Source organism: Pseudomonas sp. UBA5706 (assembly GCF_002419965.1).
Lineage (GTDB): Bacteria > Pseudomonadota > Gammaproteobacteria > Pseudomonadales > Pseudomonadaceae > Aquipseudomonas.
On sequence record NZ_DIHC01000002.1, the window covers coordinates 1 to 26,457 of the forward strand.

Genomic DNA, 26,457 nt, shown 5'->3' on the forward strand with positions numbered 1-26,457 from the left:
TACCGGACACTAGTGACCCTCTGCGTGGGAACGCCTCATGAAGCCCTGCTTCACCTCCCTTGGACGCGGAGCGTCACACACGGCATTCCCACGCGGAGCGCGGGAACGATCAAAGTGGAGTTAGGTGGCTTCACGCTTTTGATTCTGCCCGAAGGGCGTAGGAGTCCGGCTTGCCGACGATCTGCCGGGAACCGGCAGCACACCCTGCGGATGCGGTACATCTGACAGAACTGCGGTGTCGGTATCTGGCGAATCATTGTGATCGATCCCGCGCTGCGCGTGAGAACGATCATTGCAGCGTGGGAGTGATCAGGCTGGCGGCGCGTTGGCAGTGAGCATCCTGCGCAGTGCCACGCAATCCTTGGCATGCCAGTCGGTGAGCTCGGGCCAGGGGTTTTGCGGCAGATTGACCAGCACGGTGTGGGTCCCGGCGGCTTTTCCGCAGGCAAGGTCGAAGCGGTAATCCCCCACCATGACCATCTGCGCAGGTTCGACGTTCCAGGCTTGGGCCAGTTTCAGCAGTCCGCCCGGATCGGGTTTGGGCGGCGCTTCGTCGCGGCCCAGCACATCCTCTACCGCGAAACAGTCAGCGATGCCAATGGCTTGCAGCGTAACGTGGGCCAGTTCCAGGGCGTTGCGCGTAAGGATGCCCAGGCGATACCCGCGGGCCGCAAGGTCCCGCACCAGTTCCACCGCTCCCGTCGCAGGTCTGGAAGCCACGGCCAGTTCGCGCTCATGCTCCAGCAACCACGCGTGCTTGGCAGCCGCTTGTTCGGCGGGCAAGGACGCAAGATGACTGAGAATGTCGTCGTCCTGCGGGATGCTCAAGGCACGCTTGATGGCAGGGAAGTCATGCACGGCGAGGGTCAGGGTGCCGTCCATATCGAACACCCAGTGGCGCAGTTGCGACAGCTTCATGCCCAGTCCTTGCGATGCCGGATCAAGCCTTCCTGGCTCACGGACGCCACCAGTTGGCCGGCGCGGTTGTAGACGCTGCCGCGCGTGAATCCGCGAGAGTTGCCGGCCCATGGGCTGTCCATCGCGTAGAGCAGCCAGTCATCTGCACGCAGTTCGCCGTGGAACCACAGCGAGTGGTCGAGACTGGCGATCTGCATGTCTTTGTGCCAGACCGTTTTCCCGTGAGGCAGCAATGAAGTGGTCAGCAGATTGAAGTCCGAGGCATAGGCAAGCATGTATTTGTGCAGCGCCGGAATGTCCGGCAACGTGCCGTCGGCGCGAAACCAGACGTACTTCACCGGATCGCTCGGCTGGGGGTTGTACGGGTCGGAATCGGTCACCGGGCGAAACTCGATAGGCGTCGGACACAGCAGCTTGTCTTTGATGTGCGCCGGAATGAGGTGTTCGCGCTGACGCATCAGTTCCAGCTCCGACGGCAGGTTCTCCGGACCGACCGCCTGGGGCATCGAGGTCTGATGCTCGAACCCTTGCTCGTCATATTGAAACGAAGCACTGCAGGTGAAGATCGGGTTGCCCTTCTGGATCGCTGTCACGCGGCGGGTGCTGAAGCTGCCGCCGTCGCGCACGCGGTCGACCTGATAGACCACCGGCAGATGCGCATCGCCAGGGCGCAGGAAGTAGCCATGGAGCGAGTGCACATGACGCTCATCTTCGACGGTCTGGCTCGCCGCCGACAGCGACTGCCCCAGCACTTGGCCGCCAAACAGCTGGCGAAAGCCCAGGTCCTGGCTGCGTCCACGGAAGAGGTTCTCTTCGATCGGCTCCAGGCTCAACAGCGACACCAGATCATCCAGCACATGGCTCATTCAGGGTTCCTCACACACGACAATCACACAAGGTCCGGCTACGGCGCCGAACGGCGGCGAACAGGGGGTTCGGGCGAGATAATACAGGTCTTTGCCACTCGCTTCGCGTCCATCACAAGGTCGCACGCCATTGCTGGCGGTTGATGCGATACAGCACATGGGGCCGTAAGGGGTGGCCATCGGGAAGATTGGGATGGTCGAAATCGTCAGCCGGATCGTTCTGCATGCCGATCGCCTGCATGACCTTCTGCGAGGGCAGATTGCTAACCGCTGCAAACGACACGATTTGATCCAGCTCGAGGTGTTCAAAGCCGCAACCCAGGACTGTCCAGGCTGCCTCACTGGCGTAACCCAGGCTCCAATGCTCTTTGGCCAGCCTCCAGCCGATTTCGACTGCCGGAGTAAACGCTGCGTTGAACCCCACCACACACAGCCCGGTGAAACCGATGAACTCGCCGGTGTCCTTGCGCTCAAGCGCCCATAGGCCAAAGCCGTATTCGGCGAAATGCCCGCGAACACGTCCGATCAGCTTGGCGCTTTCCAGCCGCGTAAGCGGCCGCGGAAAGTAACGCATGACTTGTGGATCGGCGCACAGCTGCGCGAAGGCTGGCAAATCGTCATCCCGCCACTGACGCATCAACAAGCGCGGGCTGTTGAGCTCAAGTATCGGTTCCATTGAACATCTCCCCTGCCGCTCTCCTCAAATGCCTCGCCGCCTGCGCTACCTCTCACAATGGCCCAACCAAATCGCTGTGCCGAGGCAACCATTGCTGGCAAGATTCCCTTTCGAACCCATTGCGTACACCCTATGTCCCTGCCGCTTATCTACCACGAAGACTACAGCCCGGCGTTCCCGCCCGAGCATCGTTTCCCGATGGATAAATTCCGTCTGCTGCATGACCACCTTATCGACAGCGGCTTGACCACAGATGCTCAACTGATTCGCCCGCAGGTCTGTGCGCCCGATATTCTGGCGCTGGCCCATGACCCGTCCTATATCCGTCGCTACATGGACGGCGACCTCTCCCGCGAGGATCAGCGCCGATTGGGCCTGCCCTGGAGCGAGGATCTGGCCCGACGTACGGTACGCGCCGTTGGCGGTTCGTTGCTGACGGCGGAAAAAGCGCTGCAACAGGGCCTGGCGTGCCATCTGGCAGGTGGAACGCATCACGCTCACTACGACTACCCCGCTGGCTTCTGCATTTTCAACGACCTGGCCATCATCAGCCATTACCTGCTGCAGAGTGGCCGGGTCGACCGGGTACTGATCTTCGATTGCGACGTGCACCAGGGCGACGGCACCGCGCGGATTCTCGAACACACCGAAGACGCGATTACCGTGTCGCTGCATTGCGAGAAAAACTTTCCGGCGCGCAAGGCCCGCAGCGACTGGGACATTCCGCTGCCAATGGGCATGAGTGACGATCAATACCTGAAGGTGGTAGATGACACGCTCAATTACCTGTTGCCGTTTTATCGGCCCGACCTGGTGCTGTACGACGCCGGGGTCGATGTGCATAAGGATGACGCCTTGGGTTATTTGCAACTGACCGACGACGGCGTGGCCCGACGCGATGAAGCGGTGATGCGTCACTGCCTGGGGCGGGGCATTCCGGTAATGGGCGTGATTGGCGGCGGCTACAGCAAGGACCGGGAGGCACTGGCGCGGCGGCACGGAATCTTGCACCACAGCGCGCAGCGGGTTTGGGTGTCGGAGGGGTTGAAATGAGCGCTGTGTCTCGCTGCTGATTCTGGCTGCGAACAGTCAGCGTCCAGGGTGCTCTTTACCGGGATTGGGCGTTCTGCCTTGGGGAACTGCAATATGCGTTACAAACACGCCCGCCTGAATAACCGCATGTGTCTGGTTTTGCTGCCGGTTTCCGACAGATCGCCTGCAAGCGAGGCTCCCACGCACTGCGGGCAGGACCAATGCGCTGCATAGGGAAATTTTTACTCACATCCGCTGTGGAACTGCCTGTGGATAACCTGAGTGCAAGGCTACAGACCCCATGTAATCCATGGCTTGCAGCTTGCTGTATGTTTTTTGATCAAGTTTTTTCCACAGGTGCCGGTTTATCCCGAGGCTGGTCTGGAATGCGCGCCGTATGCTCCCTTCAGATGTCAGACAAACGCCAAAGATACGCTCATGCCCTGCTTTTATAGCGTTACCCACATCCGCTGTGGAACCGCCTGTGGATAACCTGAGTGCAAGCCTGCAGACCCCATACGCTCCATGGCCTGCAGCCTGTTGTACGTTTTTTGCTCAATAGTTTTCCACAGGCCGCTCGTTTGTCCCAAGGCTCGGGTAGAATGCGCCCCCTGCACGCGCCTCGGTATTGGCCGAAGGCCGTAGGAGCGCTGCTTGCAGACGAACTGCCGGGGACCGGCAGCCCATCCAGCCACTCGGTGTATCAGGCATTTCAATGACCCGCAGCTTGCCCATGACGTCAGCCTCCGCCCTTCTCGGTTCCACCGTCGCCATCATCGGGGGTGGCCCGGCCGGGTTGATGGCGGCCGAGGTGTTAAGCCAGGCAGGGTTCAAGGTTGACCTGTACGACGGCATGCCCTCAGTCGGACGCAAGTTTCTGCTGGCCGGTGTCGGCGGCATGAATATCACCCATTCGGAGGCATACCCGGCATTCCTGTCGCGCTACGCCGAACGCGCGCCGATGATCGCGCCCTTGCTGCGAGGCTTTGGCGCCCAGGCGCTGTGCAAATGGATTCATGATCTGGGCATCGAAACCTTCGTCGGCAGCTCGGGCCGCGTGTTTCCCACCGACATGAAAGCCGCACCGCTGCTGCGTGCCTGGCTCAAGCGCCTGCGTGACGCCGGAGTGGTTATCCACACCCGCCACCGCTGGCTGGGCTGGAACGCGGACAGCAGCCTGCGGATTGCCAGCCCCGAAGGCGAACTGCGCATCGAACCCGCCGCCACCTTGCTGGCGCTGGGGGGTGCGAGCTGGGCACGCCTCGGCTCGGACGGCACCTGGGTGCCCTTGCTTGAACAACGCGCAATAGAGATCGCTCCCCTGCAGCCTGCCAACTGCGGGTTCGAGGTTTCGGCGTGGAGCGAACTGTTGCGCAGCAAGTATGCGGGCGCGCCGCTGAAGAACATCGCCATGGGCCTGCAGGGGCAGTCCCTGCGCCTGGGCGAGTGCGTGCTGACGCAGACGGGTGTCGAGGGCAGTCTGGTCTACGCGTTGTCGGCGCAGATTCGCGAAGCGATCAACCTCCATGGTTGTGCCACTGTCGAGATCGATTTGCTGCCGGGCAAGTCTTTGCCCGATGTTCATAAAGCACTGGGCAAACCGCGCGGCTCGCGCTCGATGTCCAAGCACCTGCACAGTCAGTTGGGTCTGGACGGGGTCAAGGCAGCCCTGTTGCGCGAACTGGCACCTGCCCAGGCGTTTGCCGATCCGGCGTTGCTGGCCGAAGCCGTTAAAGGATTGCCGCTGACATTGCTCAAGCCACGCCCTTTGGACGAGGCGATCAGTACCGCCGGCGGGGTAGCGTTCGAGGCCATGGACCAACGACTGATGCTCAGGTCGCTGCCGGGTGTGTTCTGCGCAGGCGAAATGCTCGACTGGGAAGCGCCGACCGGCGGCTACCTGCTCACCGCCTGCTTCGCCAGCGGCCGCGCAGCAGGGCTGGGAATGGTGGAGTGGTTGCGTAGCGTGGCGGATGAGTAGCGCCTGCGCACTGCCCGGCATCGGCGACAGTCCTTCTGCATTCCATTCGCTGAGCCACCAGCGTGGTGAGGTCATCCAAGCCTGTCGCAGCTTGCCAACGGTTGCGACCTGGTTCATCCCTGCAATGACATCGAGCGCCTGCGGTCGGTGAGTGCTCCCGCCCTGCTTTACGCTACCCGATCAATCTGCGGCTCACGTGCAGATGCCGATTCCGTTCTTTTCGCGAGCGCCTCGTCCTTGACCGGTCTGCCCGTGAAGCGCTTGCCCAACTCGTAGCCTTTCATCTCGATATATTTGTGCGCGAACGCTGCCACCACCACCGACAGCACCGTTACCACCACCACGAAGACGTTATTGCCAAGCATCGAACCGGTGTCCATGAACCGTTGCCCGGCGATCATCGGCGCCAAGCCCAGACCGGTTACCTTCTGTGCCACGATGAAGACCGTCGACAAAGCAAAGAGCAGCGCCGCGTGGGTCATGTATATCGAGTACGACAGTTTGCCCAGCAGCACGAACACGCCGGTCTTGAGAAACGCCGACACCTGCCCCCCCTCGAACGCGAACAGCAGCACCAACACGCAGAACGCCAGGCTGCCGATGGGCGAGCGGTAATCGAAGTCGTTCATCACGATCCAGTACGTGGCATACATCATGCTGGCTTCGAGCACTGTTACCAACCACGGCGTAAGCGGCGATCTGTCGCGAATCAACAGGTACACCAGATAGGTGACGTTACCCGCGAAGAAGCAGGACAGTCCCAGCATTGCGCGCTCTACCAACGGCTCATGTTGCGAAAAGATCAGCCAGAAGGTCACCGCCGATATCGCAGCGAACGCCAGGTAGCGGTTCCTCATGGAGAGCATGCACAGCGCGCCGAACAGCATATAAATGTAGAACTCGATGCTGATGGTCCAGGACGGATAATTGAACGACATGGTGTCAGTGAGCGTGGTCCATGCCTGCACCAAAAACAGATTGGGCAGAATTTCGTCCGGGGCAAACGTCCCGGTGAATGGCACGTTGTTCAGCGGGAAGCCGTTCTTATAGACAATCCAGCGCGCCGCCTCAAACAGAATGAAGAACGCGAGCATGAACAGGTGCAGCGGATAGAGGCGGAAGACACGTGAGATGACAAAGGACTTGAATGAAAGGTTCGGCTTCATGCCGTACGTGTGCGCCAGGACAAAACCGCTCAAGACGAAGAAGAAATTGAGCAATACCTCGTCTTGCCGGAAAAACCGCATTTGGATGAACGTGTCGACGACGTGCAGATGATAGAACACCACCAATAACGCGCAGATCCCCCTGAAACTGTCGAGTGTGGTGAATCGCCGAACAGGTTTCATGCGCAAATTCCGTGCTGGTTAGAAAAATCCCGTCCCCGATAACCGATGGGCGAGCCGGTACACGGTATTGGGTTCGACGCACCCTAGACAGTTGAAATATTTCATCCCCGATACATAGGCAGTGAAAAACTTGACGTCAGCTTTTCAGTGCAGTGACTTAACAGTCACGTTTGGACCTAAAAGTCCAATACCGCCAATAAAATGACATTTCACGGAATGGTTCAGATGAGCCATCGCAATGTGACGGATTTTATTAGCGCATGTTGTGTATACGGATGCCGTCATATTCCCGACATTCGTTTCAGATTTCCGAATGACTGCCGATGCCCTCCTGCATTTGAGTGTTTCGCTGGCTTTATAAAAACAATTCTCCAGCTGACGACTTCGAAAACTGAACCTTCTGGAGAATGGAAATGAAAAGCTGGTTCGCAAACATCAGCGTCAATATGAAACTGGCCTTAGGGTTCGGTGTGGTACTCGTTTTCACTGCCTTGCTTGCACTGATCGGCTGGACCAGCCTGAGTAACATGACGTTCCGCAGCGACCGGGTGGCGGACATCATGAAACTCAGCAACAAACTGACTGACCTGCGCGTTACCCGTTTGCAATACATGATCAGCAATGGCGACGAAGCGATCGCACAAAACGTGCAGACTGCGCTCGACGCGTTCAAGGCCCATCAGCAGTTCCTGCACACCACGTTCAGCAACCCGGTGAACGTGGTACCGATAACCGCGTTGGGCGAGCAGATCCGTGCTTACCAGACCTCGCTGAACAAAATGCGCGAGGGTTACCGGACCAGCACCAAGGTGCGTGCCGATATGGGCGTAGACGCCGTAAACGCCGCCCAACTGATTGCATCCATTAACGACGATGTATTGAAGCTGGACCCGTCCGACGAACGCCGCTTCCCGCAATACCAGGCCGCCATCAAAGCCCGTGAAGACGTGATGCTGGTGCGCTACGAAGTACGCGGCTACACCGCCAACCCCACTGCCAAGACCGAAGAAGCCGCGTCCGGCCAGTTGGCGAAAGCCATCGGCGGCATGGAACCGCTCAAGGCCCTATTCGGCAGTGCGCAGGCCGACCGCCTCAAGCAACTGGAAGCCGCGCTGATCGGCTATCGGGAATCGGTCCAGGGTTTCAAGGTGGCCAATGACAACATCATCGCTGCGCGCTCGGAAATGACCGACGAAGGTGCAGCCATCGTCAAACTCAATCAACAGCTGGTCGACCTGCAGACCTCCCTGGGCGACGCGGATACGCGACAGGCTCGCATGCTGCAAATCGGTGGCACCCTGCTCGCACTGATCTTCGGCGCGCTGGCCGCGCTGATCATTACTCGCCAGATCACTCGTCCGCTCCAGGAGACCCTGGCGGTGGTGGACCGTATTGCCAGCGGCGATTTGACCCATAACCTGAGGGTGACACGCCGCGACGAACTCGGCGTGCTGCAAACCGGCATCCAGCGCATGGGTGCCACCCTGCGTGACCTGATCGGCGGAATTCGCGACAGCGTCACCCAGATTGCCAGCGCTGCCGAGGAGCTGTCGGCCGTCACCGAGCAGACCAGTGCAGGGGTCAACAGTCAGAAGGTCGAAACTGATCAGGTTGCCACGGCCATGCACGAAATGTCGGCCACGGTGCACGAAGTCGCACGCAATGCCGAGCAGGCCTCGGTCGCGGCGTCCGACGCCGACAGGCAGGCACGCGACGGTGACAAGGTGGTAGGCGAAGCCATCATGCAGATCGAGAAACTGGCCAGTGAAGTGGTGCGTTCCACAGACGCCATGAGCGTGCTGGAGCAGGAGAGCGACAAGATCGGCAAGGTGATGGACGTGATCAAGGCGGTGGCCGAGCAGACCAACCTGCTGGCCCTCAACGCCGCCATTGAAGCCGCGCGGGCCGGGGAAGCCGGACGTGGTTTTGCTGTTGTGGCCGACGAAGTGCGGGGCCTGGCCCAGCGCACTCAACAGTCGACCGAGGAGATCGAAGGGCTGGTCGCCGCCTTGCAAAACGGCACGCGCCAGGTATCGGACATCATGCTCAGCAGCCGCAACCTGACCGACAGCAGCGTCGTCCTGACCCGCAAGGCTGGCACTTCACTGGAAAGCATCACCCACACCGTTTCCAATATCCAGGCCATGAACCAGCAGATCGCAGCGGCTGCCGAGCAGCAAAGCTCGGTGGCTGAGGAGATCAGCCGCAGCATTCTCAACGTCCGCGACGTGTCCGAACAGACCGCCGCCGCCAGCGAAGAAACCGCCGCGTCCAGCGTCGAACTGGCCCGTCTGGGTAATCAGTTGCAGATGCTGGTAAGCCATTTCAGGGTGTAAATCAGAAAAGCCGTGCCGGGGTCGCCACCTCGACACGGCTTTTTAAATGATTCGGTTCATTCGTCGCAGGGCCCGCCGGTGAAAAGCTGTTCCAGCACTACCGTGCGCGCTATCGACGCAGATGGACCCCTCAGGACCGACCACCACCAGCGGCGTTAACCGTTTTCAAGGCAAAAGGAGACCCCAGCCCAAAGGGTGAGCCTCGAATGATTTGCAGGATCAGCTCGACAGCTGATTGGCGAACTGCCCCACTGCATTAACCACTTTCTGCGCACCGTCCTGGATTTCCACGATCACCGATCCCGCCTCCGCGGCCAGCTCGAGGCCTTGTTGTGCCTGCTCCTTGCCGCTGATGATCACGCTCACCGCCTGCTCGGCCAGTTGCTGGTTTTGCTTGACCACGCCGACGATTTCCACCGTGGCTTTGCTGGTACGCGAAGCGAGCTGCCGCACTTCGTCGGCGACTACCGCAAAACCGCGGCCTTGCTCGCCAGCGCGGGCCGCCTCGATAGCAGCGTTGAGCGCCAGCAGGTTGGTCTGGTCGGCGATGCTGCTGATGCTCTGGATGATCGACCCGATCAATTGCGACTGCTTGTCCAGCGCGGCAATGCGCTCGGCCGCCTGCTCCATGTGTTCGGCCAGTTCACGCATGACGCCAACGGTCTGCCGGACCACCGCAGCGCCTTTTTGCGCGCTGCCATCGGTGTGCTGAGACGTGGTGAAGGCAATGCTTGCCGCTTGGGCCACGGCATTTTCGCGATTGACCTGATCGGTGATGACCGTAGCGAACTTGACGACCTTGTACAGCCGCTCATGCGCATCGGAGATCGGGTTATAGGACGCTTCCAGCCACACCACGCGGCCGTGGCTATCGACGCGTTTGAAGCGACCGGTGATGAATTCCCCCCGACGCAGCTTGTCCCAGAACGCCTGGTATTCGGGCGAGTTGTACTCTTGCGGTTCGCAGAACAGGCGATGGTGCTTGCCCTGGATATCGGCCAGCGAATAACCCATCGCGCCTAGAAAGCGCTCGTTGGCTGCCAGCACTTCGCCGCTGAGGTTGAACTCGATCACCGCGGTGGAGCGCTGCAGCGCCTCGATCAGGTTTTCATGCTCGCGGGAGTTCTCGATGGTGCGCGTCAAATCGCTTGCGTGGATGGTGATGTAAGTTACCCGCCCGCGGCTGTCACGAACCGGCTGCACAATCGAACGCAGCCAGGCTTCCTGACCATTGCCCCGCAGCAGACGCAGCGCGCCACTGAGGTGTTCGCCCCGGCTGATCGCGGATTTGAGCCGGTGGTAGAAATCCAGCCCCTTTACATGGGACGGAACCAGGTCTTCGATCGAGCGTCCGACGAGGTCGGCATTTCGGTAAAACATTTGCGTTTCGAAGTTAGCGTTCACCGACTCGATGCGACCTTGGGCGTCCAGACGCATACCCAGCATTTCGTTGTCCAGGCTGGTTCTCACCTGCTCCACCGATGAAAGTTCTTCACGCAGGGCAGCCAACTCTTTTTTTAAATTTTTATTGAACATGGTTGGCGAACTTCCACAGAGATGAGAGGGGTCGCCTTGAGCATCGGCTTGGCCATTGTTTTCTTGAGCTGCAGCCCGACCGAGTGTCGTTTCATCCCCATGCCCGACAACCGAATCTGCGTACGCAAACGCCGCCTGTGTATCGGCGATCGCAACAAAGGGATTTACTCGTCGCACAATTGCCACATACTGCCCGCGCTGTTTTTATTTACTACGCGTCATTTTTTAACAACGTCAGGTTCATCTTCATGAAAAAATTTCTGCCTTATCTGCTAAGCGCCGCCATCACCATCATTCCCGCGGCTTTCGTTCAAGCCGCCACACCTCCCGCCCCGGTACAACTGATCGTGCTGAGTTCCGGCGGCATCATGGGCGCGTTCAAGGCCGTTACCGCAGATTACGAACAACGCGCGGGCGTCAAATTGCAAGGCGAAGTAGCGCCCTCCATGGGAGCGACTCCGCAAGCCATTCCCAATCGCCTGGCGCGTCAGGAACCTGCCGATGTGGTGCTGATGGTCGGTGCGGCGCTGGACAAGCTGATCAAGGATGGCCAGGTCGATCCAAAAACCCGCGTGGACCTGGGCAAGTCATACATCGCCATGGCCGTGAAACATGGCGCGCCACACCCTGACATCAGCACCATGGAAACCTTTAAACAGACCCTGCTCGACGCCAAAAGCATCGCCTATTCAGACAGCGCCAGCGGTGTGTATCTGTCCCGCGTGCTATTCAACCAGATGCACGTTGCCGACCGTATCCAAGGCAAGAGCCACATGATTCCCGCAGAACCTGTGGGTGAAGTGATCGCTCGCGGCGAGGCGGAAATCGGCTTTCAGCAGTTGAGCGAATTGAAGCCGGTGGACGGCATCGACATCATCGGGCTGATTCCCGACCAGGCCCAACAAATGACCCTGTACTCGGCAGGCGTCGTCAGCAAGAGCAAGCACCCTGAGCAGGCGAAGCAATTCCTGGATTTCCTGAGTTCCTCGGCAGCCGCGCCTGTGATCAAGGCCAGCGGGCTGGACCCGATTGCGAAGTAAGGCGCACGCTAAGCGGCGGCTTCAGACGCTCTCTGCCCGCAGAGCGGTCTGGGTGAAACAGGGCGTGCCTTGGTTCTGCCCTGTGTACCGGGCAGCGGCGGACGGCGGCTAGTCCAGCGTTAACTCAACCAGCTCTCCCCGGACATCGGCCCCATCGATGTGCAGGATCCCCACTGTGATCGGCAACTTGAAACGCCGAGGTCCGGCGCTGCCGGGGTTGATGAACAGTACGCCGTGACGCCTCTGCTGGAGCGGCTTGTGCGAGTGTCCGGTCACCACCACGCCCACATCCCGAGGCAGCGTATCCGGCACGTCGGCGAGGATGTGGGTGACGTAAATCCCCAGCGCCCCGACACGCAGCACAGCCTCATACGGCACATCGGCCGCCCAGGCGTCATCGGTGTCGTTATTGCCGCGCACCACGGTCAGCGGTGCGATTTCCCGCAGCGTGTCGAGGATCTGCGGCTTGCCGATGTCGCCGCCATGAATCAGATAATCACAGCTGTGCAAGGCTTGCAGCGCCTGGGGGTGCAGCAGACCGTGAGTGTCTGAAATCAGGCCAACCTTCACCCCCATCGCTCAACTCCCGGACGCCGCAACAGCCGCTTGACGCGCCTGCACACGCCTCATGCTGACCATCGCCAGCAAGGCGACCAGTGCCACCAGCGAGGCGAAGAACTCGCCCACATGAGGCAAACCGAACGCCTGCACGCTGAAGCCAACCGCCACGACCGGCACTGAAATCGAGATGTAGAGGACGACGAAAAAGGCCGACGTCACTGCGGCTTTCTGGTGCGGCGGGCTGCTCGCCGTCACCGCGCCCATCCCCGCACGCAGGATCATGCCCTGCCCCACGCCCGCCAGGAGACCTGCGCACACCAGCAGCGGCAATTGCGTCGTGGCGATACTTAAGCCCAGGCAGATCATCCCCAAGATCAATCCCACGCAGCCCAGCGTCATGTGCAGACGCGCAGGCAACCATTGCAGCGAGGCCTGGCCGATGATCGATGCCACGAAAAACAGCCCGATTACCGCGCCAATCAACAACCCGCCGTGTACCTGCATGATGTGGATCATCACTGATGGCACCATGCTGGTGAACAACCCTGCCACGCTGAAACCGGCCAGGCCGGCAATCGATGCCGAGATGAATACGCTGCGCACCGAGGCCGGAACCGACGGCTTTTGAATCCTCAATTTCAGTTGTGCCGGGCGCTGCACGGTTTCGCGAATCACTGCCACACCGATCGCCGCCAGCAGCAACAGCGCCAGGTGCACATAAAAGATCAGGTGCAAGGGGTCGGCCAGCTGTTGCGAGGTGAAGCCCGCCAACAATGGGCCGAGTCCAAGGCCTAGCATGTTGGCAGCGGTCGCCATCAGAGTGGCATTCTTCCAGCGTTTAGGCGCCAGCTCGATCACGGCCACGGTCGCGGTGCCGGTCATGATGCCCGCTGAAAACCCTGAAAAAAGCCGACCGACCAGCAGCCCGCCAATCGAATCGGAGAACAGAAAAATCAGCGCACTCACCGCGCCCATGCACAGTCCTGCCAGCAGCAAAGGCCGGCGTCCCAGCTGATCGGACCAACTGCCCACCGCCAACAACGCGGCGATCACACCGGCGGCATAGATGGAGAAGATAATCGTCAGCCAGCTCGCGTCGAACCCCAGCTTTTGCTGATAGATCGCATAGAGCGGCGTTGGCAATGTGGTGCCGAGCATAGCGATCAACAATGCCGCGGCGGCGATGAAGAAGTCGCGCGAAGAGGATGGAGCAGGCGAGGTCATGAATCCTCCAGACCAGTCAAAACGGGCGCGCATTATTGGCCCATTGCGCAGGGCACGTCCGCAAAATGTTGTAGCGAGTGGACCACACCACAAACCCTTGCGTTCGATGCATCACGTCCAGGCAACGGCAACGTCGTGCCGCTGGCGATGAAAACGATAACATTTGGCTTTTTGCCCGCGTCGCTTTTAATCCATGTCGTGCTAGCCTTGCGCACTCCAGCAAGCATGTGGCCGCCCCGCATGTTGTTCTGATTCCAGGCCGCCCGAAGTCCATGAGCAAAAAGACTCCCGTCACCATTTCCGATATCGCCCGACGTGTGAACATGACCCCGGTCACCGTTTCCCGCGCGTTGAACAAACCTGATCTGGTCAAGCCCGCTACGCTGGCGCGCATCCTTGAAGTGGCTCAGGAATTGGATTATGTGCCCAACGCCTTTGCCCGCAGCCTCAAGCGCAGCGAGAGCATGATCATCGGCGTGATCACCGCATCGGTGGACAACCCGTTCTACAGCGAAATGATCAAGGCCATCTCCCGAGAGGCCAAGAGGCACGGCTACACCATCATGCTGGTGGACACCGACGGCTCGGAGGAGCTTGAGCGCAAGGCGGTCGATACCCTGCTCAGCTATCGCGTGGCTGGGATCGTATTGTCGCCGGTGTCGGATGAGCCGGATTATCAGCCTCAGTATCTAAGCCGCCTGAGCAAGGGCGACATCCCGGTGGTGCAACTGGACCGCGCGCTGCATGACAGCCCGTTCAGTCACGTGGTGCTGGACAACTACCACAGCGGCCTGAAAGGCGCGCGTTATCTGCTGGCCAGAAATCCGCACCTGCGGCGTTTGCTGGTATTGACCGGCCCTGCGCATTCGCGAATTTCCGAAGAGCGGTTAAAGGGCGTGAAAGCGGCGCTGGTGCAAAGCGAGCAGCCGGTGCAGCTGGATGTGTTCGCCGGCGATTACACGCTGGAGCCTGCTTATCAAAGTACGCTGGATTATTTGCGCGAGCGTGCCCTGCCGGATGCGATTTTCGGCTTCAACCAATTGATCACGCTGGGGGCAATGAAAGCGCTGCGCGACCGGAACATCGCCCACGACAGCCTGCCGATCTGCGGCATCGACCGTCTTCCTTTCGCTGACATCTTCGGCATTCCTATCGCCTGCATCGCCCACGACGCCTCACTGGCGGGCAGCAGCGCGGTGAAGATGCTGCTTGAGCGGATTCAGAATCGCTATCTGCCCATAGCCAGGCTGGTGATTGTCGGGGCACTGGAAAACGGTTGACGGGCTGATCCAACTGCAGAGCCTGCGCCCGAGTGGAAACCTACGGGCGCGGAGCTCATCAATCAGCGGCTCGTGTAGCCCCCGTCGATCGGCAACGACACCCCGCTGATCATCGACGCTGCGCTGCTGAGCAGGAACAGGATGGGCGCGGCGACCTCGGCCGTTTCGGCAAAGCGCCCCAAGGGAATCGCCGCCAGCGCAGGATCGCGCTTGCTCGGCTCGCTCCATGCCATCTGCGCCATCGGTGTCAGCGTGACGGTAGGGTTGACGCTGTTAACGCGAATGCCAAAACGGCCCCACTCACCACACTGCACGCGAGTCATGGCGTCCATCGCGCCTTTCGACGCGCAATAACTCAAGTGATCGTCCAGCGCCACCAACGACGCCTGGCTCGAGACGTTGACGATGCTGCCCGCTACACCCTGGGTGAGCATCTTTTTCGCTACGCTCGCTGCCACCATTGCAGCGGCGCGTACGTTGACCGTCATCACTTGATCAAACGCGGCGGCACTGATCTGTGTCGCGGCTTCGAGAATGGAGATCCCGGCACAGTTGACCAGGCCGTGCATGACGGGCAAATCGGCCAGCATAGCGGCCAGTTGCACGTGATCGCCGACGTCCACACGCAGCACATGGCAGCCTTGGGTTTCCAGTTTTTGCAGCGCCAGCGGATCGCGCCCGAGGGCGTATACGTCGGCGCCGCTGATGAGTAACTGCTGGGCAACTTCCCAGCCGATGCCGCTGCTGGCGCCGGTCACCAGAATGCGCTGGCCGCTGAAATCGAAGTGGGCAGTGTTCACATTCAAGCTTCCTGAAGACGGTGCATGATCGGTTTCAGCGCCGGATACAGCGCCACGTAATCGGCATACAAGCGTGAATACAACGCCACGTTGTCTGCGCCAGGCTCGGCTCTGCGCTCCAGACGCACCCAGCCTATGTGCACCTGAGCCTCATCCACCAGCCCCACGGCGTGGGCCGCGAGCAGTGCCGCACCCAAGGCTGCTTCCACGTCCTGGACGATGGTGTAGACCGGGAATTGGGTGACGTCGGCGATGATCTGCATCCACAGATCCGAATGGCTCGCGCCGCCGACCACGATCAGGCGTGGGTCCAGGGACTGCGCCCCTTTGGTACCGGCTTCGATGTTGTGACGCAGGGCGAACGTGACGCCCTCCAGCACTGCGCGGTACAGGTGGATGCGGGTGTGGTAGAGGTTGAGCCCCACGAAACTGCCGCTGGCCCGAGCGTCCCATACCGGGCTGCGCTCACCCATCAGGTAGGGCTGGAATAACACGCCGTCGCTGCCTGCGGGAATTTGCGTTGCCGCGCGTTCGAGAATGGCATGGCTGTCTTCACCGGTCTGGCGGCCCTGCTGCTCTTCGGCTTGGCAGAACTGCTCGCGAAACCAGCTGACCGAGGCGCCCGCAGTAATCGCGCCGCCAAAGATGTAGAGGTCTTTCGCACCATTGAAGACATGGGGAAAACTCACCAGGCCATGCCGGGCATCGACCTGCTGGTTGAGGTAACCCCAGCACATGCTGGTGCCGATCATGGCCACGTGGTTGCCGACCTGAGTGACGCCCGCCGCGAACGTGGCCATGGCCGCATCGACACCGCCGCCGAGCAAAGGAATGCCCGTGGACAGGCCCAGGCGCTCGGCCCACGCGTTGCGCAGCCCGCCGACCACCTGGCCGGAGTGCACCAGTCGCTCGGGCATCATCGATGGCGGGATACCGAGCGCGTCGAGCATTTCTGTCGACCAGCTCCGCGCCCCGATGTCATAGACGCCACCGATGTTGCCGGCAGAGCTGTGATCCACCGCGACCTCGCCAGTGAGGCAATAATTGATGTAACTGTTGGGCGGCAGCAGGTAGCGCGTGTCAGCCCAAACCTGCGGCTGCTTGTCCTTGAGCCAGAGCATCTTGGTGAAGCCGTAATAGCTGTCCACCGAGTTGCCGGTGATCGCATACAGGCGCTCCAGATCGATGTGCTGATTGACCCACTCGACCTGCTCTTCAGCGCGGCGGTCCATCCAGATCAAACACGGATACAGCGGTTTGATCTGCGCGTCCACGGCAATGCCGGAGCCACCGTACAGGCTGCTGACGCAGAGGGATTTGACGCTGTCCTTGGGCACGCCGCTTTTGCGCATGCACGCCGCGATGCAGATTTCCACGGCATCGAGCCACACCTGCGGCCACTGCTCGGCCCAGCGCGGTCTGGGGGTGTCGACCTTGTATCCGTGACTGTGCTGCGCGACGATGCGGCCTTGGGCATCGACCAACAGTGCCTTGGTGCTCTGGGTGCCGATGTCGACCCCGATGACGTATTCCATCTCGTGCGCTCTCTTGTTATGGGTTGCTGCGGAGTCGGACCATTTGACGTGATGCCCAACCATAAGGGCTCACGAGCCCGAGCGAGGCAGCGACTTGTCGCGTAGCGGCAGCAAACCCTGCGCCCGGGGTACGCCAGATGCTGCTCGGAACGCGGTTTTACCACTGCTTCGTAGCCGATCGCTGCCACGTCCGGGTGCGTGAGCGCCTACAGGGGTCGTGCAATCAGTTGACCGGTTTGAGCAGCACCTTGATCGACTTGGTGGAGTTAGCCAACTCGAATGCCTCGGCGTAGTCATCCAGACCGAAGTCGTGGGTGACGATGCCTTCGGATGTCACCAGCCCGCGCTCGAACAGGTCGATGGCAATCGGGTAGCAATAGGGCCCCAGGTGAGCGCCGCGTACGTCCAGTTCCTTGCGGTCGCCGATGATCGACCAGTCGGCGCTGGTTTCGGCACCGAACACGCTGAACTCGACGAAACGCCCCAATTTGCGGATCAGGTCCAGCCCCTGAGTCACGCCGACCGGCACGCCGGTGGTCTCGATATACACATCGCAGCCATAGCCATCGGTCAGGCCGTTGATGATCTCCCGCGCGTTGTCGCGGCTGGGGTTGATGACCACGTCGGCGCCGAATTTTTTCGCCAGCTCAAGACGCTCGTCGACCATGTCGATGACCACCAGCTTCTTCGGCGTCTTCAGCGCGGCGACCTGCACCATGCACAGGCCCAGCGTGCCGGCGCCGGCGATCACTAACACATCATCGAGCTGCACGTCGCCCCGGTTGACCGTGTGAATCGCGCAGGCCATCGGTTCGATCAGCGCGGAGTCTTCCAGCGACACAGACTCGGGAATTTTGTGCACGATGGCCGTCTTCGGAATGCGCATGTACTGCGCCATGCCGCCCTCGGCCACATCCTTCTGGAAGCCGAAAATGTTGTGCACTTCGCACATCCAGTACTTGCCGGATTTGCAGAACTTGCACTTCTCGCACGGCACGATCTGCTCGGCGATGACCTTGTCGCCGAGCTTCACACCGAAGTGTTCTTCAGCGCCCTCGCCGACCTGGTCGACGTAGCCGAAGAATTCGTGGCCCGGCACCACCGGCGCCTTGACCCACGGGCTTTCACCGCCCCAGAACATCGCGGCGCCCGAATGGCATTTGCAGTCACTGGCGCAGATACCGCAGGCGCCGATGCGAATCACCAGTTCATTGGCGCGGGCGACGGGCTTGCTGATGTGCTCCAGTCGGTAGTCCTTCGGCGCATGGCAGACAACGGCTTGCATGGTGGTTTTTGTATTTTGTTCCATGTCGGTTCACCTGGTTCGAGGTCAGAAAATTTTCGGCCAACAGTTGGCCCCGTTGGTTCGGAAGGTGCGATTGCGGTAGTGGCCCGGCTTGTCGGCGGTGATATGTTCATGATCAGCGCCGCCGGCAAGCCGGACGACTACAGGGGCTGCGTCAGCCCGTTTATTTATGCCGCTGCCGACTGATGAAAATCGCCAGCAAAATGATTCCGCCCTTGATCACGCTCTGCACGTAGGGCGACACGCCAAGCATGTTCAGCCCGTTGTTGAGCACGCCCAGCAACAGCGCGCCGACCAGGGTGCCGATGATCACGCCACGTCCCCCCGCAATTGACGCGCCACCGAGCACCACGGCGGCAATCGCGTCCAACTCAAAGCCGACCCCGGCATTGGGCTGTCCGCTCATCAAGCGCGAGGACAACACCAGCCCGGCAATCGCGGCGGTCAGCCCGCTGATCGAATACACCAGCAGCTTGAAGCGCGAAGCACGCACGCCAGATAAACGCACGGCCTCCTCGTTGCCGCCAATGGCATACACGTAGCGGCCAATGCGCGTGTGCTGCAGCAACACCCAAGCGAGGAAATACGTCAGCAGCATGATCAGGATCGGCACCTGAATACCGAATAAGGTGCCGCGACCAAACCAGGCGAACCACTCAGGCATGCCTGCAATCGGGTAGCCGTCGGTGTACATCAGGCCCAGGCCGCGAGCGATACCCATGGTTGCGAGGGTGACGATGATCGGCGGCATTTTCAGGTAGGCCACAAACAGGCCGTTGCCGACTCCGAAGCCCACGCCAATCAATAAACCGATGAGAATCGCAATGGGTGCAGGCACGCCTGCGACCATCAACCCGGTGGTCAGCGTACCGGACAGCGCCATGACCGGTCCCACCGACAAATCGATGCCGCCGGTGAGAATCACGCAGGTCATGCCCACGGCGATGATTGCGTTGATCGACACCTGGCGCGCGATGTTTTCCAGGTTCGCGCCGGTGAGGAATTTGTCGCTGGCGAAGATCATGAAGACCGTCACCACCACCAGCCCGACGAAGGGGTAGAACGCGGGTGAACGGATCAGTTGGGCGAAGTTGACCTTCATGCTGTGCTTCGTACGATCAGTTTGCGTAGTCATGGCTTTAATGGACGTGTTCACTGTTCAGACTCCCGGTGGCATGGCGCATCACTTCCTGCGGATTGATGGCCGCTGACTCCAGCACATTGACGATGGCGCCCTTGTTGAAGACGGCTACGCGGTCGCACATGCCGATGATTTCCGGCAGTTCCGAGGAGATCATGATGATCGCGAAGCCTTGTTCGGTGAGTTTGCGCATCAGGTTGTAGATTTCGGCCTTGGCACCGACGTCGATGCCTCGGGTCGGTTCGTCGAAAATCAGAATGTCGCAGTGATGGTTGATCCAGCGCGCGATCACCACCTTCTGCTGGTTGCCGCCGCTTAGGTTGAGTACCCGGCTTTCGCAGGTCGGCGCCTTGATCGACAGCTGCTTCATCAGCTCGCCCGTGGTGACGTTTTCCTTGTGCCGGTCGAGCAGGTGCGCCGCGCCTTCGTACTTGCCCAAATTATTCAGCGAGATGTTTTCACGAATGCTGAAATCGACGATCAGCCCTTCGCTCTTGCGGCTTTCCGGCAGCAAGCCGATGCCGTTGGCCAGCGCATGGGCGGGGTCGCTGAGGTTGACTGGCTGCCCGCGCAGCACGACGTCCTTGCTCACCACCGGCAACGCGCCGATAACGCCGAGCGCAAGTTCCGTGCGCCCGGAACCGACCAACCCGGCAAAGCCGAGAATCTCGCCCTTGTGCAGGTTGAAATGATTGTGCGGGCCGTCACGGGTCAGCTGAATGTCGCGCACCTGCAGCACCACTTCGCCACGCGGCTGCGTCGGCTTGGGCGGAAAGCTCGCCTCAAGGCGTCGCCCGACCATCATCTCTACCAGGGTATCGATGTCGCTATCAGCCACGGTCAGCGCGCCGACATTGGCGCCGTCGCGCAGCACGCTGATGCGGTCGCAAACCTGAAAGATTTCTTCAAGGTGATGGGAAATGAAAATCACCGCCACGCCCTGGTTTTTCAGCTCACGCATGATGTCGAACAGCAGCTCGGCCTCTGACGGCGTTAGCGTGGCGGTGGGTTCATCCAGGATCAGCAAACGCGCCTCAAGGGCCAGCGCCTTGGCGATTTCTACGAACTGCTGCTCGGCAACGCTCAAGTGCTGCACCGAACAGTCCAGGTTGATCTTCACGCCGAGCCGGTCGAACAGGGTGATGGCCTTCTCGCGCATCTGGTTTTTGCGCAGCAGACCAAAGCCATTGACGATCTCGTGGCCGAGGAAAATGTTTTCCACGGCATTGAGGTAGGGAATCAGGCTGAATTCCTGAAAGACGATGCCGATACCCGCCGCGATGGCTTCGTTGTACGTCGCGAAATGCTGTTCGGCGCCATCGATGCGAATGCTGCCTTTGTCTTGATGCTCGACGCCCGCCAGGATCTTCATCAGCGTGGATTTGCCCGCGCCGTTTTCGCCAAGCAGCGCATGGATTTCGCCGCGCTCGACCTGCAGGTTGATCGACTTGAGGGCATGCACGCCGGGGTAACTTTTACAGATGTTTTCCAGTTGCAGAAGGCAGCTCATGGGCACCTCGCCAAAGCACAAACTCGCTCGAATCCGCAGCGCCCGCCGGACCGCGAAGGCCAGGCGAGCAGCGACGGGCCGGTTACCAGGAAAAGGTTTTGGCCTTGGCCTGATCCACCAGCAGGATGTCCACCGGGATGGTCGCCGGGACTTGCGAGCCCCACTTCCTGGCGAGTGCAAGTCCCAGCGCTAGACGCACCTGATCGCGTGGGTATTGAGCAGAGGTGGCGATGAACTTGGTATTAGGCTTCTGGATTTCCTTGATCGCTTCCGGCGCGCCGTCGACGCTGGTCAGCTTGACGTCCATGCCGCTGGATTCGATGGCGGCCAGTGCGCCGAGCGAACCATTGTCGTTGACGCTGAACAGGCCTTTTAGATTGGGCTGCGCTTGAAGCATGTTCTCGGTCACGCTCAGTGCCTGGTCACGTTCCTGCTTGCCGTTCTGAATGCTGACGATCTTGATATCCGGGTACTTGCCCAAGGCTTCCTTGCAGCCGCGAACCCGTTCGAGGATCGGCACCACGGCAATCCCGTCGAGGATGCCGACATCGCCCTTGCCGCCGATGTTCCTGGCCAGGTAATCACAGGCCTGAACGCCTGCATCGAAGTTTTTCGAGCCGACGAAGGCATCCAGCGGGCCATTGGCCTGGGCATCGACGGCCACGACCACGACGCCTTTGTCGTGGGCCTCTTTCACCGCCGACTGCACGCCCACCGAATCGGTCGGGTTGATGATCAGAATGTCGATGCCCTTTTGCAGCATGTCTTCGATATCGCTGATCTGCTTGGAGACATCGTGACGCGCGTCGGTCACCAACAGGGTCGCGCCAATGCTGCTGGTGGCGTCCTGCAGCGCGTCCTTCATGGTCACGAAATAGGGGTTGTTGATTTCTTGAAACGAGGCGCCGATTTTCAGCGGCCCTGTTTTGGTGTCGGCAGCTTGAATGGCGGGGGAGCTAGCGCACGTTACAGCGACGGCGAGCGAGCACAGGACGGCGGAAAAGCCCTTCTTGAGGCGGGTTGTCATGGCGAAAAATCCCGTTGTTTTTATTGTTAAAGCGGAAATGTCATCGTTAACATTTTTGAAATTAGCAGAGAAACAAGGCGTTCGCAACAGCCGTTGAACGTCGATTCTGCCCCCCTCGATTCGTTGACAATTTTTGTAGCGGATGTCGATAATCCGGCGATCTGTCATACGACAACCGATGACACCAATAACAACAACATCCCGATTAGGTGCTCCCACGATGACTCAATCCATTGCCCCTACCCCATTTAACCGTTTGCTGCTAACCGGCGCGGCCGGCGGGCTTGGCAAGGTGCTGCGCGATACCCTGAAGCCTTATGGCCGGATCCTGCGGCTTTCCGACATCGCCGAAATGGCCCCTGCCGCTGGCGAGCATGAAGAAGTGCAGCCGTGTGATCTGGCCGACAAAGCTGCGGTGGACCGGTTGGTCGAGGGCGTCGATGCCATCGTGCATTTCGGCGGGGTTTCGACAGAGCGTTCCTTTGAAGACATTCTCGGGCCGAATATCTGCGGCGTTTTCCACCTCTACGAAGCAGCACGTCGGCATGGCGTCAAGCGTGTGGTATTCGCCAGCTCCAATCATGTCATCGGTTTTTATCGCCAGGACCAAACCATCGACGCGAGCGCGGTGCGGCGTCCCGACAGTTACTACGGCCTGTCCAAGTCCTACGGTGAAGACGTTGCCAGCTTCTACTTCGATCGCTATGGCATCGAAACCGTGAGCATCCGCATTGGCTCCTCGTTTCCACAGGCGCAGAACCGCCGCATGCTCGACACCTGGTTGAGCTATGACGACCTGAGGCAATTGATCGAGCGCGGGCTGTACACGGCCAATGTTGCTCATACCGTGGTGTACGGCGTTTCGGCTAACGCCAACGTCTGGTGGGACAACCGTCTGGCCAGTCATCTGGACTACCGGCCCAAGGACAGCTCCGAACGATTCCGCGCCGAGGTTGAAGGCCAGCCCATGCCCGCGGCGGATGATCCGCTGTTGACCTATCAAGGTGGCGCATTCGTGGTGTCAGGGCCGTTCGGCGACGCGTAAAGCTGCGTTGACACCGGTCAATACCCCGATTGGCCGCCCTGCCCCTTTAACCCTTGCGGAGAGTCGCCATGCAGGCTGAATTGATCTTCGATGCGCGCAATGCCACGGGCGAATGCCCGGTATGGAACGTGCGTGAACAAGCGCTGTACTGGGTGGATATTCCGGCGCGCACCCTTAACAGCCTGAGCTTGACGGATCATCGCGTGCGCAGTTGGGAGGCACCGCAAATGCTGGCGTGCATCGCCAGTTGCGGCGACGGCAGTTGGCTGGCCGGTATGGAGAACGGCCTGTTCCACGTCAGGCCTGCACCCGACGGGACGCTCACCTCGCACCTTCTGATCGATGTCGCGCATGCTCGCGTGAACATGCGCTTTAACGATGGTCGCTGTGACCGCCAGGGCCGTTTCTGGGCGGGCACCATGTTCATGGACATGGCCGAGGCGTCCTCGGTGGGGGCGTTGTACCGCTATACCGCTGACCAGCATGAGCCGCTTACGGCGTATGTCAGTGACATGATCGTGCCCAACGGCCTGGCCTTCAGCCCAGACGGCGACATCATGTACCTTTCCGACTCCCACCCTTTAGTGCAAAAAATCTGGGCGTTCGACTACGACGTCGCAACGGGCACACCGCACCATCGTCGCCTGTTCGTCGACATGCAGCAGTTTCCGGGACGCCCCGACGGCGCAGCCGTGGACGCTGATGGTTGCTACTGGATCTGTGGCAACGACGAAGGACTGATCCATCGATTCACGCCTGCCGGCAAGCTGGATCGTTCATTGAAGGTGCCCGTCAGGAAGCCGTCGATGTGCGCGTTTGGCGGGCGCGACCTGGACACGTTGTTCGTTACCTCGATCCGCCCCGGTGGCGATCTGAGTAATCAGCCGCTCGCTGGCGGGGTGTTCGCCTTGCGACCGGGGATAACAGGTCTGGAAGAACCTATCTTCGCGCTGAGCGGTCGGGATGAGCTTCGAAACAATATGTGACACAAAATCGTTACACCCAAAGACCATAAAAAAAAGGCTTTTTGAGGGAATCTGTTTCAAAAACGGACACAAAATCCGCTTTTTCAATACTACGAAACATATTTTGAAATAATTATTCAACACATGTAGATAAAGCTGTGCTAGCTGCTAGGCTCTCGCCTCGCCCAGCTCAAACGGTACATCTCAGGCATTAGGTCCGAGGGCAAAAGAACGATCCAGAGACCCCGCAATGAGGTATCGCGATGCCCTACTCGACTTTTTCGGACGCTCAGGTGAACAGCCTGATCAAGGCGATCGACAGTGACGGATACGCTGTTTTGCCGGACTGGGCCAGTCCGGCGCAGTTAAAGGAGCTGCAAGCGCTGGTGGCAAACGCAGTGGCCGCCGCTGGCAATGACTACGTTGCCCTCTCCGGTCGACAATCGGTCACTGGAACCCCCATGTACGACTGGGGCAACTCTCGGGATTTCATCGACCTGTGCCGTCGCGTCGTGGCAGGCGCCACCGGCGAACGCTCCAGCGATACCAGCCTGACGCAGACGCTGCGCTGCCTGACCGGCAACGGCGGGCGCAGGGAGTCGCTGATCTTTCACTACGACTCATTCGTGCTGACCACCATCATGCCGGTGTGCATGCCGGAAACAGGCGAGCGCGGCGACCTGCTGATGCTGCCTAATCATCGACCCATCAGACGCAGCTACCTGCGCAACCTTGTCGACAAGGTCCTAGTGGATAACCGCTGGGTGCAGCATTACCTCAAGAGCCGACTCAAGCGCGATGATCAGGCCTTCACCCGTATCACCATGCGGCCCGGGCACCTGTACCTGTTCTGGGGTTACCGTTCGCTGCACACCAACATGCCGGTCGCCGAAGACGCCCTGCGCGCCACGGCAGTGTTCCACTACCACAACGTGCACGGCAGCAGCTCGCTGGCGAGCCGGCTGCGTAAGTCGTTGGGCACATTCAAAGGGCAGGATGTTCCGGACGATGTTCCGCAAACATGATTTGCCGTTTGCGTTCAGCAACGACCGCTTCTGGCCCAGGCGCAAGCTTGCATGCAATGTGCCCGGAAGCGGTCGTCACTGCTGCGACTGTGGTTCATGCGGCAGGTCCGAGCTGTTGGTCCTGCGACTGCTGCGCAGCCGATCGCGGCAAGCCACGCGCCTTCGGCGCTTCTTCCGGAATCAATGGACAGATCTAGTGCTTCAAACCCACGCAAGCGCATTCGAATAACCTTATGAAATCTGGTTATCTTCATAAATACCCCGCATAAACTCTCCTTCTATATTTATGACAAAAGGTGATTAGCGAATCGTTGATTTATATCTTTATGATCTGAGCCAGCACACCCTAGACAGGAGTTCAGGACATGGCGATTCAGATCAAACCCGTGGCAGGACGCATTGGCGCCGAGCTGAGCGGGATCAAGCTTTCTGGCGACATTGGCGCGCAAGACTTCAACCTCATCAATCAAGCGCTGCTCAAGCACAAGGTGCTGTTTTTCCGGGAGCAGTTCCTGACCGATGAAGAACACGAACATTTTTCGCTGCGCTTCGGTGATCAGGTGCCTCACCCCACGGTACCGTCCGTCAAGCAGAGCAATGCCATCCTGCATCTGGACGCCAAGGAAACCCGTGCAAACTCCTGGCACACCGATGTCACCTTCGTCGCCAATTACCCGAAAATCTCTATCCTGCGCGGCGTGGTCATCCCGCCCTACGGCGGCGACACTGTTTGGGCCAACACCGCGACTGCTTACGCCGATCTGCCCACACCGCTGAAGGTGCTGGCTGACAGCCTTCGTGCCTTGCACACCAACCTTTACGATTACGCGGCGCCCCGCGATACCGGTGATGCGGGTGTTAAGCGCTATCGCGAGCAGTTCACCGCGCAAGTGTATGAGACCGAACACCCGCTGGTGCGTGTGCACCCGGAAACCGGCGAGCGCAGCCTGTTGCTCGGCCACTTCGTCAAACATATCCAAGGCGTCAGCAGCAACGACTCCAAGCAATTGATCCGCCTGTTCCACGATCGCATCACCCACCTGGACAATACCGTGCGTTGGCGCTGGAGCGAGGGCGACGTGGTGATCTGGGACAACCGCGCCACTCAGCACATCGCAATCAATGACTACGGCAACGCCGAACGTATCGTGCGCCGCACCACCGTTGCCGGTGACATCCCCGTCGGTGTGGACGGTCGCGCAAGCCAAGCGATCAAGCCGACACCCGACACCCTTTCCCCGCCAACAGAAGCCGACAAAAAGCATCTGGCCGCCTGATCGTCGTCACTCACTTTTAAGGAAAAA

22 protein-coding genes and 2 pseudogenes are annotated in these 26,457 nt (G+C 60.0%); 10 read left to right on the plus strand and 14 right to left on the minus strand.

The features are described from left to right. Window positions 1-309: 309 nt before the first annotated feature. The 3 genes from B3I26_RS01250 to B3I26_RS01260 form a co-directional block, all read right to left on the minus strand. Window positions 310-918 (minus strand): HAD family hydrolase, encoded by a 609-nt coding sequence (locus tag B3I26_RS01250; protein ID WP_296254357.1) that lies wholly within the window; start codon window positions 916-918, stop codon window positions 310-312. Next, window positions 915-1,784 (minus strand): acyl-CoA thioesterase II, encoded by an 870-nt coding sequence (gene tesB / locus B3I26_RS01255; protein WP_296254358.1) that lies wholly within the window; start codon window positions 1,782-1,784, stop codon window positions 915-917. The genes B3I26_RS01250 and tesB overlap by 4 nt, the downstream gene beginning before the upstream one ends. 112 nt (window positions 1,785-1,896) lie before the next feature. Continuing rightward, the gene (locus B3I26_RS01260) at window positions 1,897-2,460 is read right to left on the minus strand and encodes a GNAT family N-acetyltransferase (RefSeq protein WP_296254359.1); all 564 of its coding nucleotides are present in this window, start codon (window positions 2,458-2,460) and stop codon (window positions 1,897-1,899) included. A gap of 132 nt (window positions 2,461-2,592) precedes the next feature. Here B3I26_RS01260 and B3I26_RS01265 point away from each other — a divergent pair, with 132 nt between their 5' ends. Beyond that, window positions 2,593-3,513 carry a histone deacetylase family protein gene (locus tag B3I26_RS01265; protein ID WP_296254361.1) on the plus strand — a complete coding sequence of 307 codons (921 nt, stop codon included), beginning with the start codon at window positions 2,593-2,595 and terminating at the stop codon, window positions 3,511-3,513. A 712-nt stretch (window positions 3,514-4,225) separates the two neighbouring features. Continuing rightward, entirely contained in the window at window positions 4,226-5,473 is a 1,248-nt protein-coding gene (locus tag B3I26_RS01270) for a TIGR03862 family flavoprotein (protein WP_296254594.1), read from the plus strand. A gap of 167 nt (window positions 5,474-5,640) precedes the next feature. On the opposite strand, the gene B3I26_RS01275 is transcribed toward B3I26_RS01270, so the two are convergent. Next, window positions 5,641-6,822 (minus strand): acyltransferase family protein, encoded by a 1,182-nt coding sequence (locus tag B3I26_RS01275; protein ID WP_296254363.1) that lies wholly within the window; start codon window positions 6,820-6,822, stop codon window positions 5,641-5,643. A 560-nt stretch (window positions 6,823-7,382) separates the two neighbouring features. Here B3I26_RS01275 and B3I26_RS28745 point away from each other — a divergent pair. Further along, window positions 7,383-8,255 (plus strand): annotated as a pseudogene (locus B3I26_RS28745) (methyl-accepting chemotaxis protein); the annotation flags it as partial. Window positions 8,256-8,453: 198 nt separating this feature from the next. After that, on the plus strand, window positions 8,454-9,158 hold the full coding sequence (locus B3I26_RS28750) for a methyl-accepting chemotaxis protein (protein ID WP_409522088.1): 705 nt from the start codon (window positions 8,454-8,456) through the stop codon (window positions 9,156-9,158). Between the two features lie 219 nt (window positions 9,159-9,377). On the opposite strand, the gene B3I26_RS28755 is transcribed toward B3I26_RS28750, so the two are convergent. Together B3I26_RS28755 and B3I26_RS28760 are read right to left on the minus strand one after the other, a co-directional pair. Continuing rightward, on the minus strand, window positions 9,378-9,905 hold the full coding sequence (locus B3I26_RS28755; RefSeq protein WP_409522089.1) for a methyl-accepting chemotaxis protein: 528 nt from the start codon (window positions 9,903-9,905) through the stop codon (window positions 9,378-9,380). Window positions 9,906-9,917: 12 nt separating this feature from the next. Beyond that, window positions 9,918-10,694, minus strand: a pseudogene (locus tag B3I26_RS28760) (PAS domain-containing protein); the annotation flags it as partial. Between the two features lie 248 nt (window positions 10,695-10,942). Here B3I26_RS28760 and B3I26_RS01290 point away from each other — a divergent pair. Beyond that, window positions 10,943-11,734: a substrate-binding domain-containing protein gene (locus B3I26_RS01290; RefSeq protein WP_296254369.1), complete on the plus strand. Its 792-nt coding sequence runs from the start codon at window positions 10,943-10,945 to the stop codon at window positions 11,732-11,734. 108 nt (window positions 11,735-11,842) lie between these two features. Here the strand turns inward: B3I26_RS01290 and B3I26_RS01295 are convergent, their stop codons facing one another. Together B3I26_RS01295 and B3I26_RS01300 are read right to left on the minus strand one after the other, a co-directional pair. Continuing rightward, window positions 11,843-12,310 (minus strand): metallophosphoesterase family protein, encoded by a 468-nt coding sequence (locus B3I26_RS01295; protein WP_296254371.1) that lies wholly within the window; start codon window positions 12,308-12,310, stop codon window positions 11,843-11,845. Window positions 12,311-12,313: 3 nt separating this feature from the next. After that, window positions 12,314-13,519, minus strand: a complete 1,206-nt coding sequence (locus B3I26_RS01300) for an MFS transporter (RefSeq protein WP_296254373.1) — start codon at window positions 13,517-13,519, stop codon at window positions 12,314-12,316. Between the two features lie 272 nt (window positions 13,520-13,791). On the opposite strand from B3I26_RS01300, the gene B3I26_RS01305 reads away from it, so the two are divergent. Beyond that, a complete protein-coding gene (locus tag B3I26_RS01305; RefSeq protein WP_296254374.1) occupies window positions 13,792-14,799 on the plus strand; it encodes a LacI family DNA-binding transcriptional regulator in 1,008 nt (335 codons plus the stop codon). 62 nt (window positions 14,800-14,861) lie between these two features. Here the strand turns inward: B3I26_RS01305 and B3I26_RS01310 are convergent, their stop codons facing one another. From B3I26_RS01310 to B3I26_RS01335, 6 genes are all read right to left on the minus strand, one after another. Further along, window positions 14,862-15,599: an SDR family oxidoreductase gene (locus tag B3I26_RS01310; protein ID WP_296254376.1), complete on the minus strand. Its 738-nt coding sequence runs from the start codon at window positions 15,597-15,599 to the stop codon at window positions 14,862-14,864. Between the two features lie 2 nt (window positions 15,600-15,601). Then, window positions 15,602-17,134: an FGGY-family carbohydrate kinase gene (locus B3I26_RS01315; RefSeq protein WP_296254378.1), complete on the minus strand. Its 1,533-nt coding sequence runs from the start codon at window positions 17,132-17,134 to the stop codon at window positions 15,602-15,604. A 223-nt stretch (window positions 17,135-17,357) separates the two neighbouring features. Then, a complete protein-coding gene (locus B3I26_RS01320) occupies window positions 17,358-18,443 on the minus strand; it encodes an alcohol dehydrogenase catalytic domain-containing protein (protein WP_296254380.1) in 1,086 nt (361 codons plus the stop codon). Between the two features lie 160 nt (window positions 18,444-18,603). After that, window positions 18,604-19,542, minus strand: coding sequence for an ABC transporter permease (locus tag B3I26_RS01325; RefSeq protein ID WP_296254381.1), 939 nt, complete (start codon window positions 19,540-19,542; stop codon window positions 18,604-18,606). Between the two features lie 37 nt (window positions 19,543-19,579). Next, complete coding sequence (locus tag B3I26_RS01330) at window positions 19,580-21,091, minus strand: sugar ABC transporter ATP-binding protein (RefSeq protein WP_296254384.1); 1,512 nt, start codon at window positions 21,089-21,091, stop codon at window positions 19,580-19,582. Between the two features lie 82 nt (window positions 21,092-21,173). After that, window positions 21,174-22,118: a substrate-binding domain-containing protein gene (locus B3I26_RS01335; protein ID WP_296254385.1), complete on the minus strand. Its 945-nt coding sequence runs from the start codon at window positions 22,116-22,118 to the stop codon at window positions 21,174-21,176. A 220-nt stretch (window positions 22,119-22,338) separates the two neighbouring features. Here B3I26_RS01335 and B3I26_RS01340 point away from each other — a divergent pair, with 220 nt between their 5' ends. The 4 genes from B3I26_RS01340 to B3I26_RS01355 all read left to right on the plus strand — a co-directional run bounded on the left by B3I26_RS01340 (window position 22,339) and on the right by B3I26_RS01355 (window position 26,430). Then, complete coding sequence (locus B3I26_RS01340) at window positions 22,339-23,163, plus strand: NAD-dependent epimerase/dehydratase family protein (RefSeq protein ID WP_296254387.1); 825 nt, start codon at window positions 22,339-22,341, stop codon at window positions 23,161-23,163. A 68-nt stretch (window positions 23,164-23,231) separates the two neighbouring features. Continuing rightward, window positions 23,232-24,149, plus strand: a complete 918-nt coding sequence (locus tag B3I26_RS01345; RefSeq protein ID WP_296254389.1) for an SMP-30/gluconolactonase/LRE family protein — start codon at window positions 23,232-23,234, stop codon at window positions 24,147-24,149. 242 nt (window positions 24,150-24,391) lie between these two features. After that, window positions 24,392-25,153 carry a hypothetical protein gene (locus tag B3I26_RS01350; RefSeq protein ID WP_296254391.1) on the plus strand — a complete coding sequence of 254 codons (762 nt, stop codon included), beginning with the start codon at window positions 24,392-24,394 and terminating at the stop codon, window positions 25,151-25,153. A gap of 365 nt (window positions 25,154-25,518) precedes the next feature. Continuing rightward, entirely contained in the window at window positions 25,519-26,430 is a 912-nt protein-coding gene (locus B3I26_RS01355; RefSeq protein ID WP_296254393.1) for a TauD/TfdA dioxygenase family protein, read from the plus strand. Window positions 26,431-26,457 lie beyond the last annotated feature (27 nt).

Bases quoted from the DNA above. Each gene is read 5' to 3' on its own strand.
- B3I26_RS01300 (WP_296254373.1), bottom strand. From the start codon at position 13,519: ATGACCTCGCCTGCTCCATCCTCTTCGCGCGACTTCTTCATCGCCGCC.
- B3I26_RS01295 (WP_296254371.1), bottom strand. From the start codon at position 12,310: ATGGGGGTGAAGGTTGGCCTGATTTCAGACACTCACGGTCTGCTGCAC.
- B3I26_RS01315 (WP_296254378.1), bottom strand. From the start codon at position 17,134: ATGGAATACGTCATCGGGGTCGACATCGGCACCCAGAGCACCAAGGCA.
- B3I26_RS01290 (WP_296254369.1), top strand. From the start codon at position 10,943: ATGAAAAAATTTCTGCCTTATCTGCTAAGCGCCGCCATCACCATCATT.
- B3I26_RS01270 (WP_296254594.1), top strand. From the start codon at position 4,226: ATGACGTCAGCCTCCGCCCTTCTCGGTTCCACCGTCGCCATCATCGGG.
- B3I26_RS01275 (WP_296254363.1), bottom strand. From the start codon at position 6,822: ATGAAACCTGTTCGGCGATTCACCACACTCGACAGTTTCAGGGGGATC.
- tesB (WP_296254358.1), bottom strand. From the start codon at position 1,784: ATGAGCCATGTGCTGGATGATCTGGTGTCGCTGTTGAGCCTGGAGCCG.
- B3I26_RS01350 (WP_296254391.1), top strand. From the start codon at position 24,392: ATGCCCTACTCGACTTTTTCGGACGCTCAGGTGAACAGCCTGATCAAG.
- B3I26_RS28750 (WP_409522088.1), top strand. From the start codon at position 8,454: ATGTCGGCCACGGTGCACGAAGTCGCACGCAATGCCGAGCAGGCCTCG.
- B3I26_RS01345 (WP_296254389.1), top strand. From the start codon at position 23,232: ATGCAGGCTGAATTGATCTTCGATGCGCGCAATGCCACGGGCGAATGC.
- B3I26_RS01325 (WP_296254381.1), bottom strand. From the start codon at position 19,542: ATGAAGGTCAACTTCGCCCAACTGATCCGTTCACCCGCGTTCTACCCC.
- B3I26_RS01340 (WP_296254387.1), top strand. From the start codon at position 22,339: ATGACTCAATCCATTGCCCCTACCCCATTTAACCGTTTGCTGCTAACC.
- B3I26_RS01260 (WP_296254359.1), bottom strand. From the start codon at position 2,460: ATGGAACCGATACTTGAGCTCAACAGCCCGCGCTTGTTGATGCGTCAG.
- B3I26_RS01250 (WP_296254357.1), bottom strand. From the start codon at position 918: ATGAAGCTGTCGCAACTGCGCCACTGGGTGTTCGATATGGACGGCACC.
- B3I26_RS01265 (WP_296254361.1), top strand. From the start codon at position 2,593: ATGTCCCTGCCGCTTATCTACCACGAAGACTACAGCCCGGCGTTCCCG.
- B3I26_RS01335 (WP_296254385.1), bottom strand. From the start codon at position 22,118: ATGACAACCCGCCTCAAGAAGGGCTTTTCCGCCGTCCTGTGCTCGCTC.
- B3I26_RS01330 (WP_296254384.1), bottom strand. From the start codon at position 21,091: ATGAGCTGCCTTCTGCAACTGGAAAACATCTGTAAAAGTTACCCCGGC.
- B3I26_RS01320 (WP_296254380.1), bottom strand. From the start codon at position 18,443: ATGGAACAAAATACAAAAACCACCATGCAAGCCGTTGTCTGCCATGCG.
- B3I26_RS01355 (WP_296254393.1), top strand. From the start codon at position 25,519: ATGGCGATTCAGATCAAACCCGTGGCAGGACGCATTGGCGCCGAGCTG.
- B3I26_RS01305 (WP_296254374.1), top strand. From the start codon at position 13,792: ATGAGCAAAAAGACTCCCGTCACCATTTCCGATATCGCCCGACGTGTG.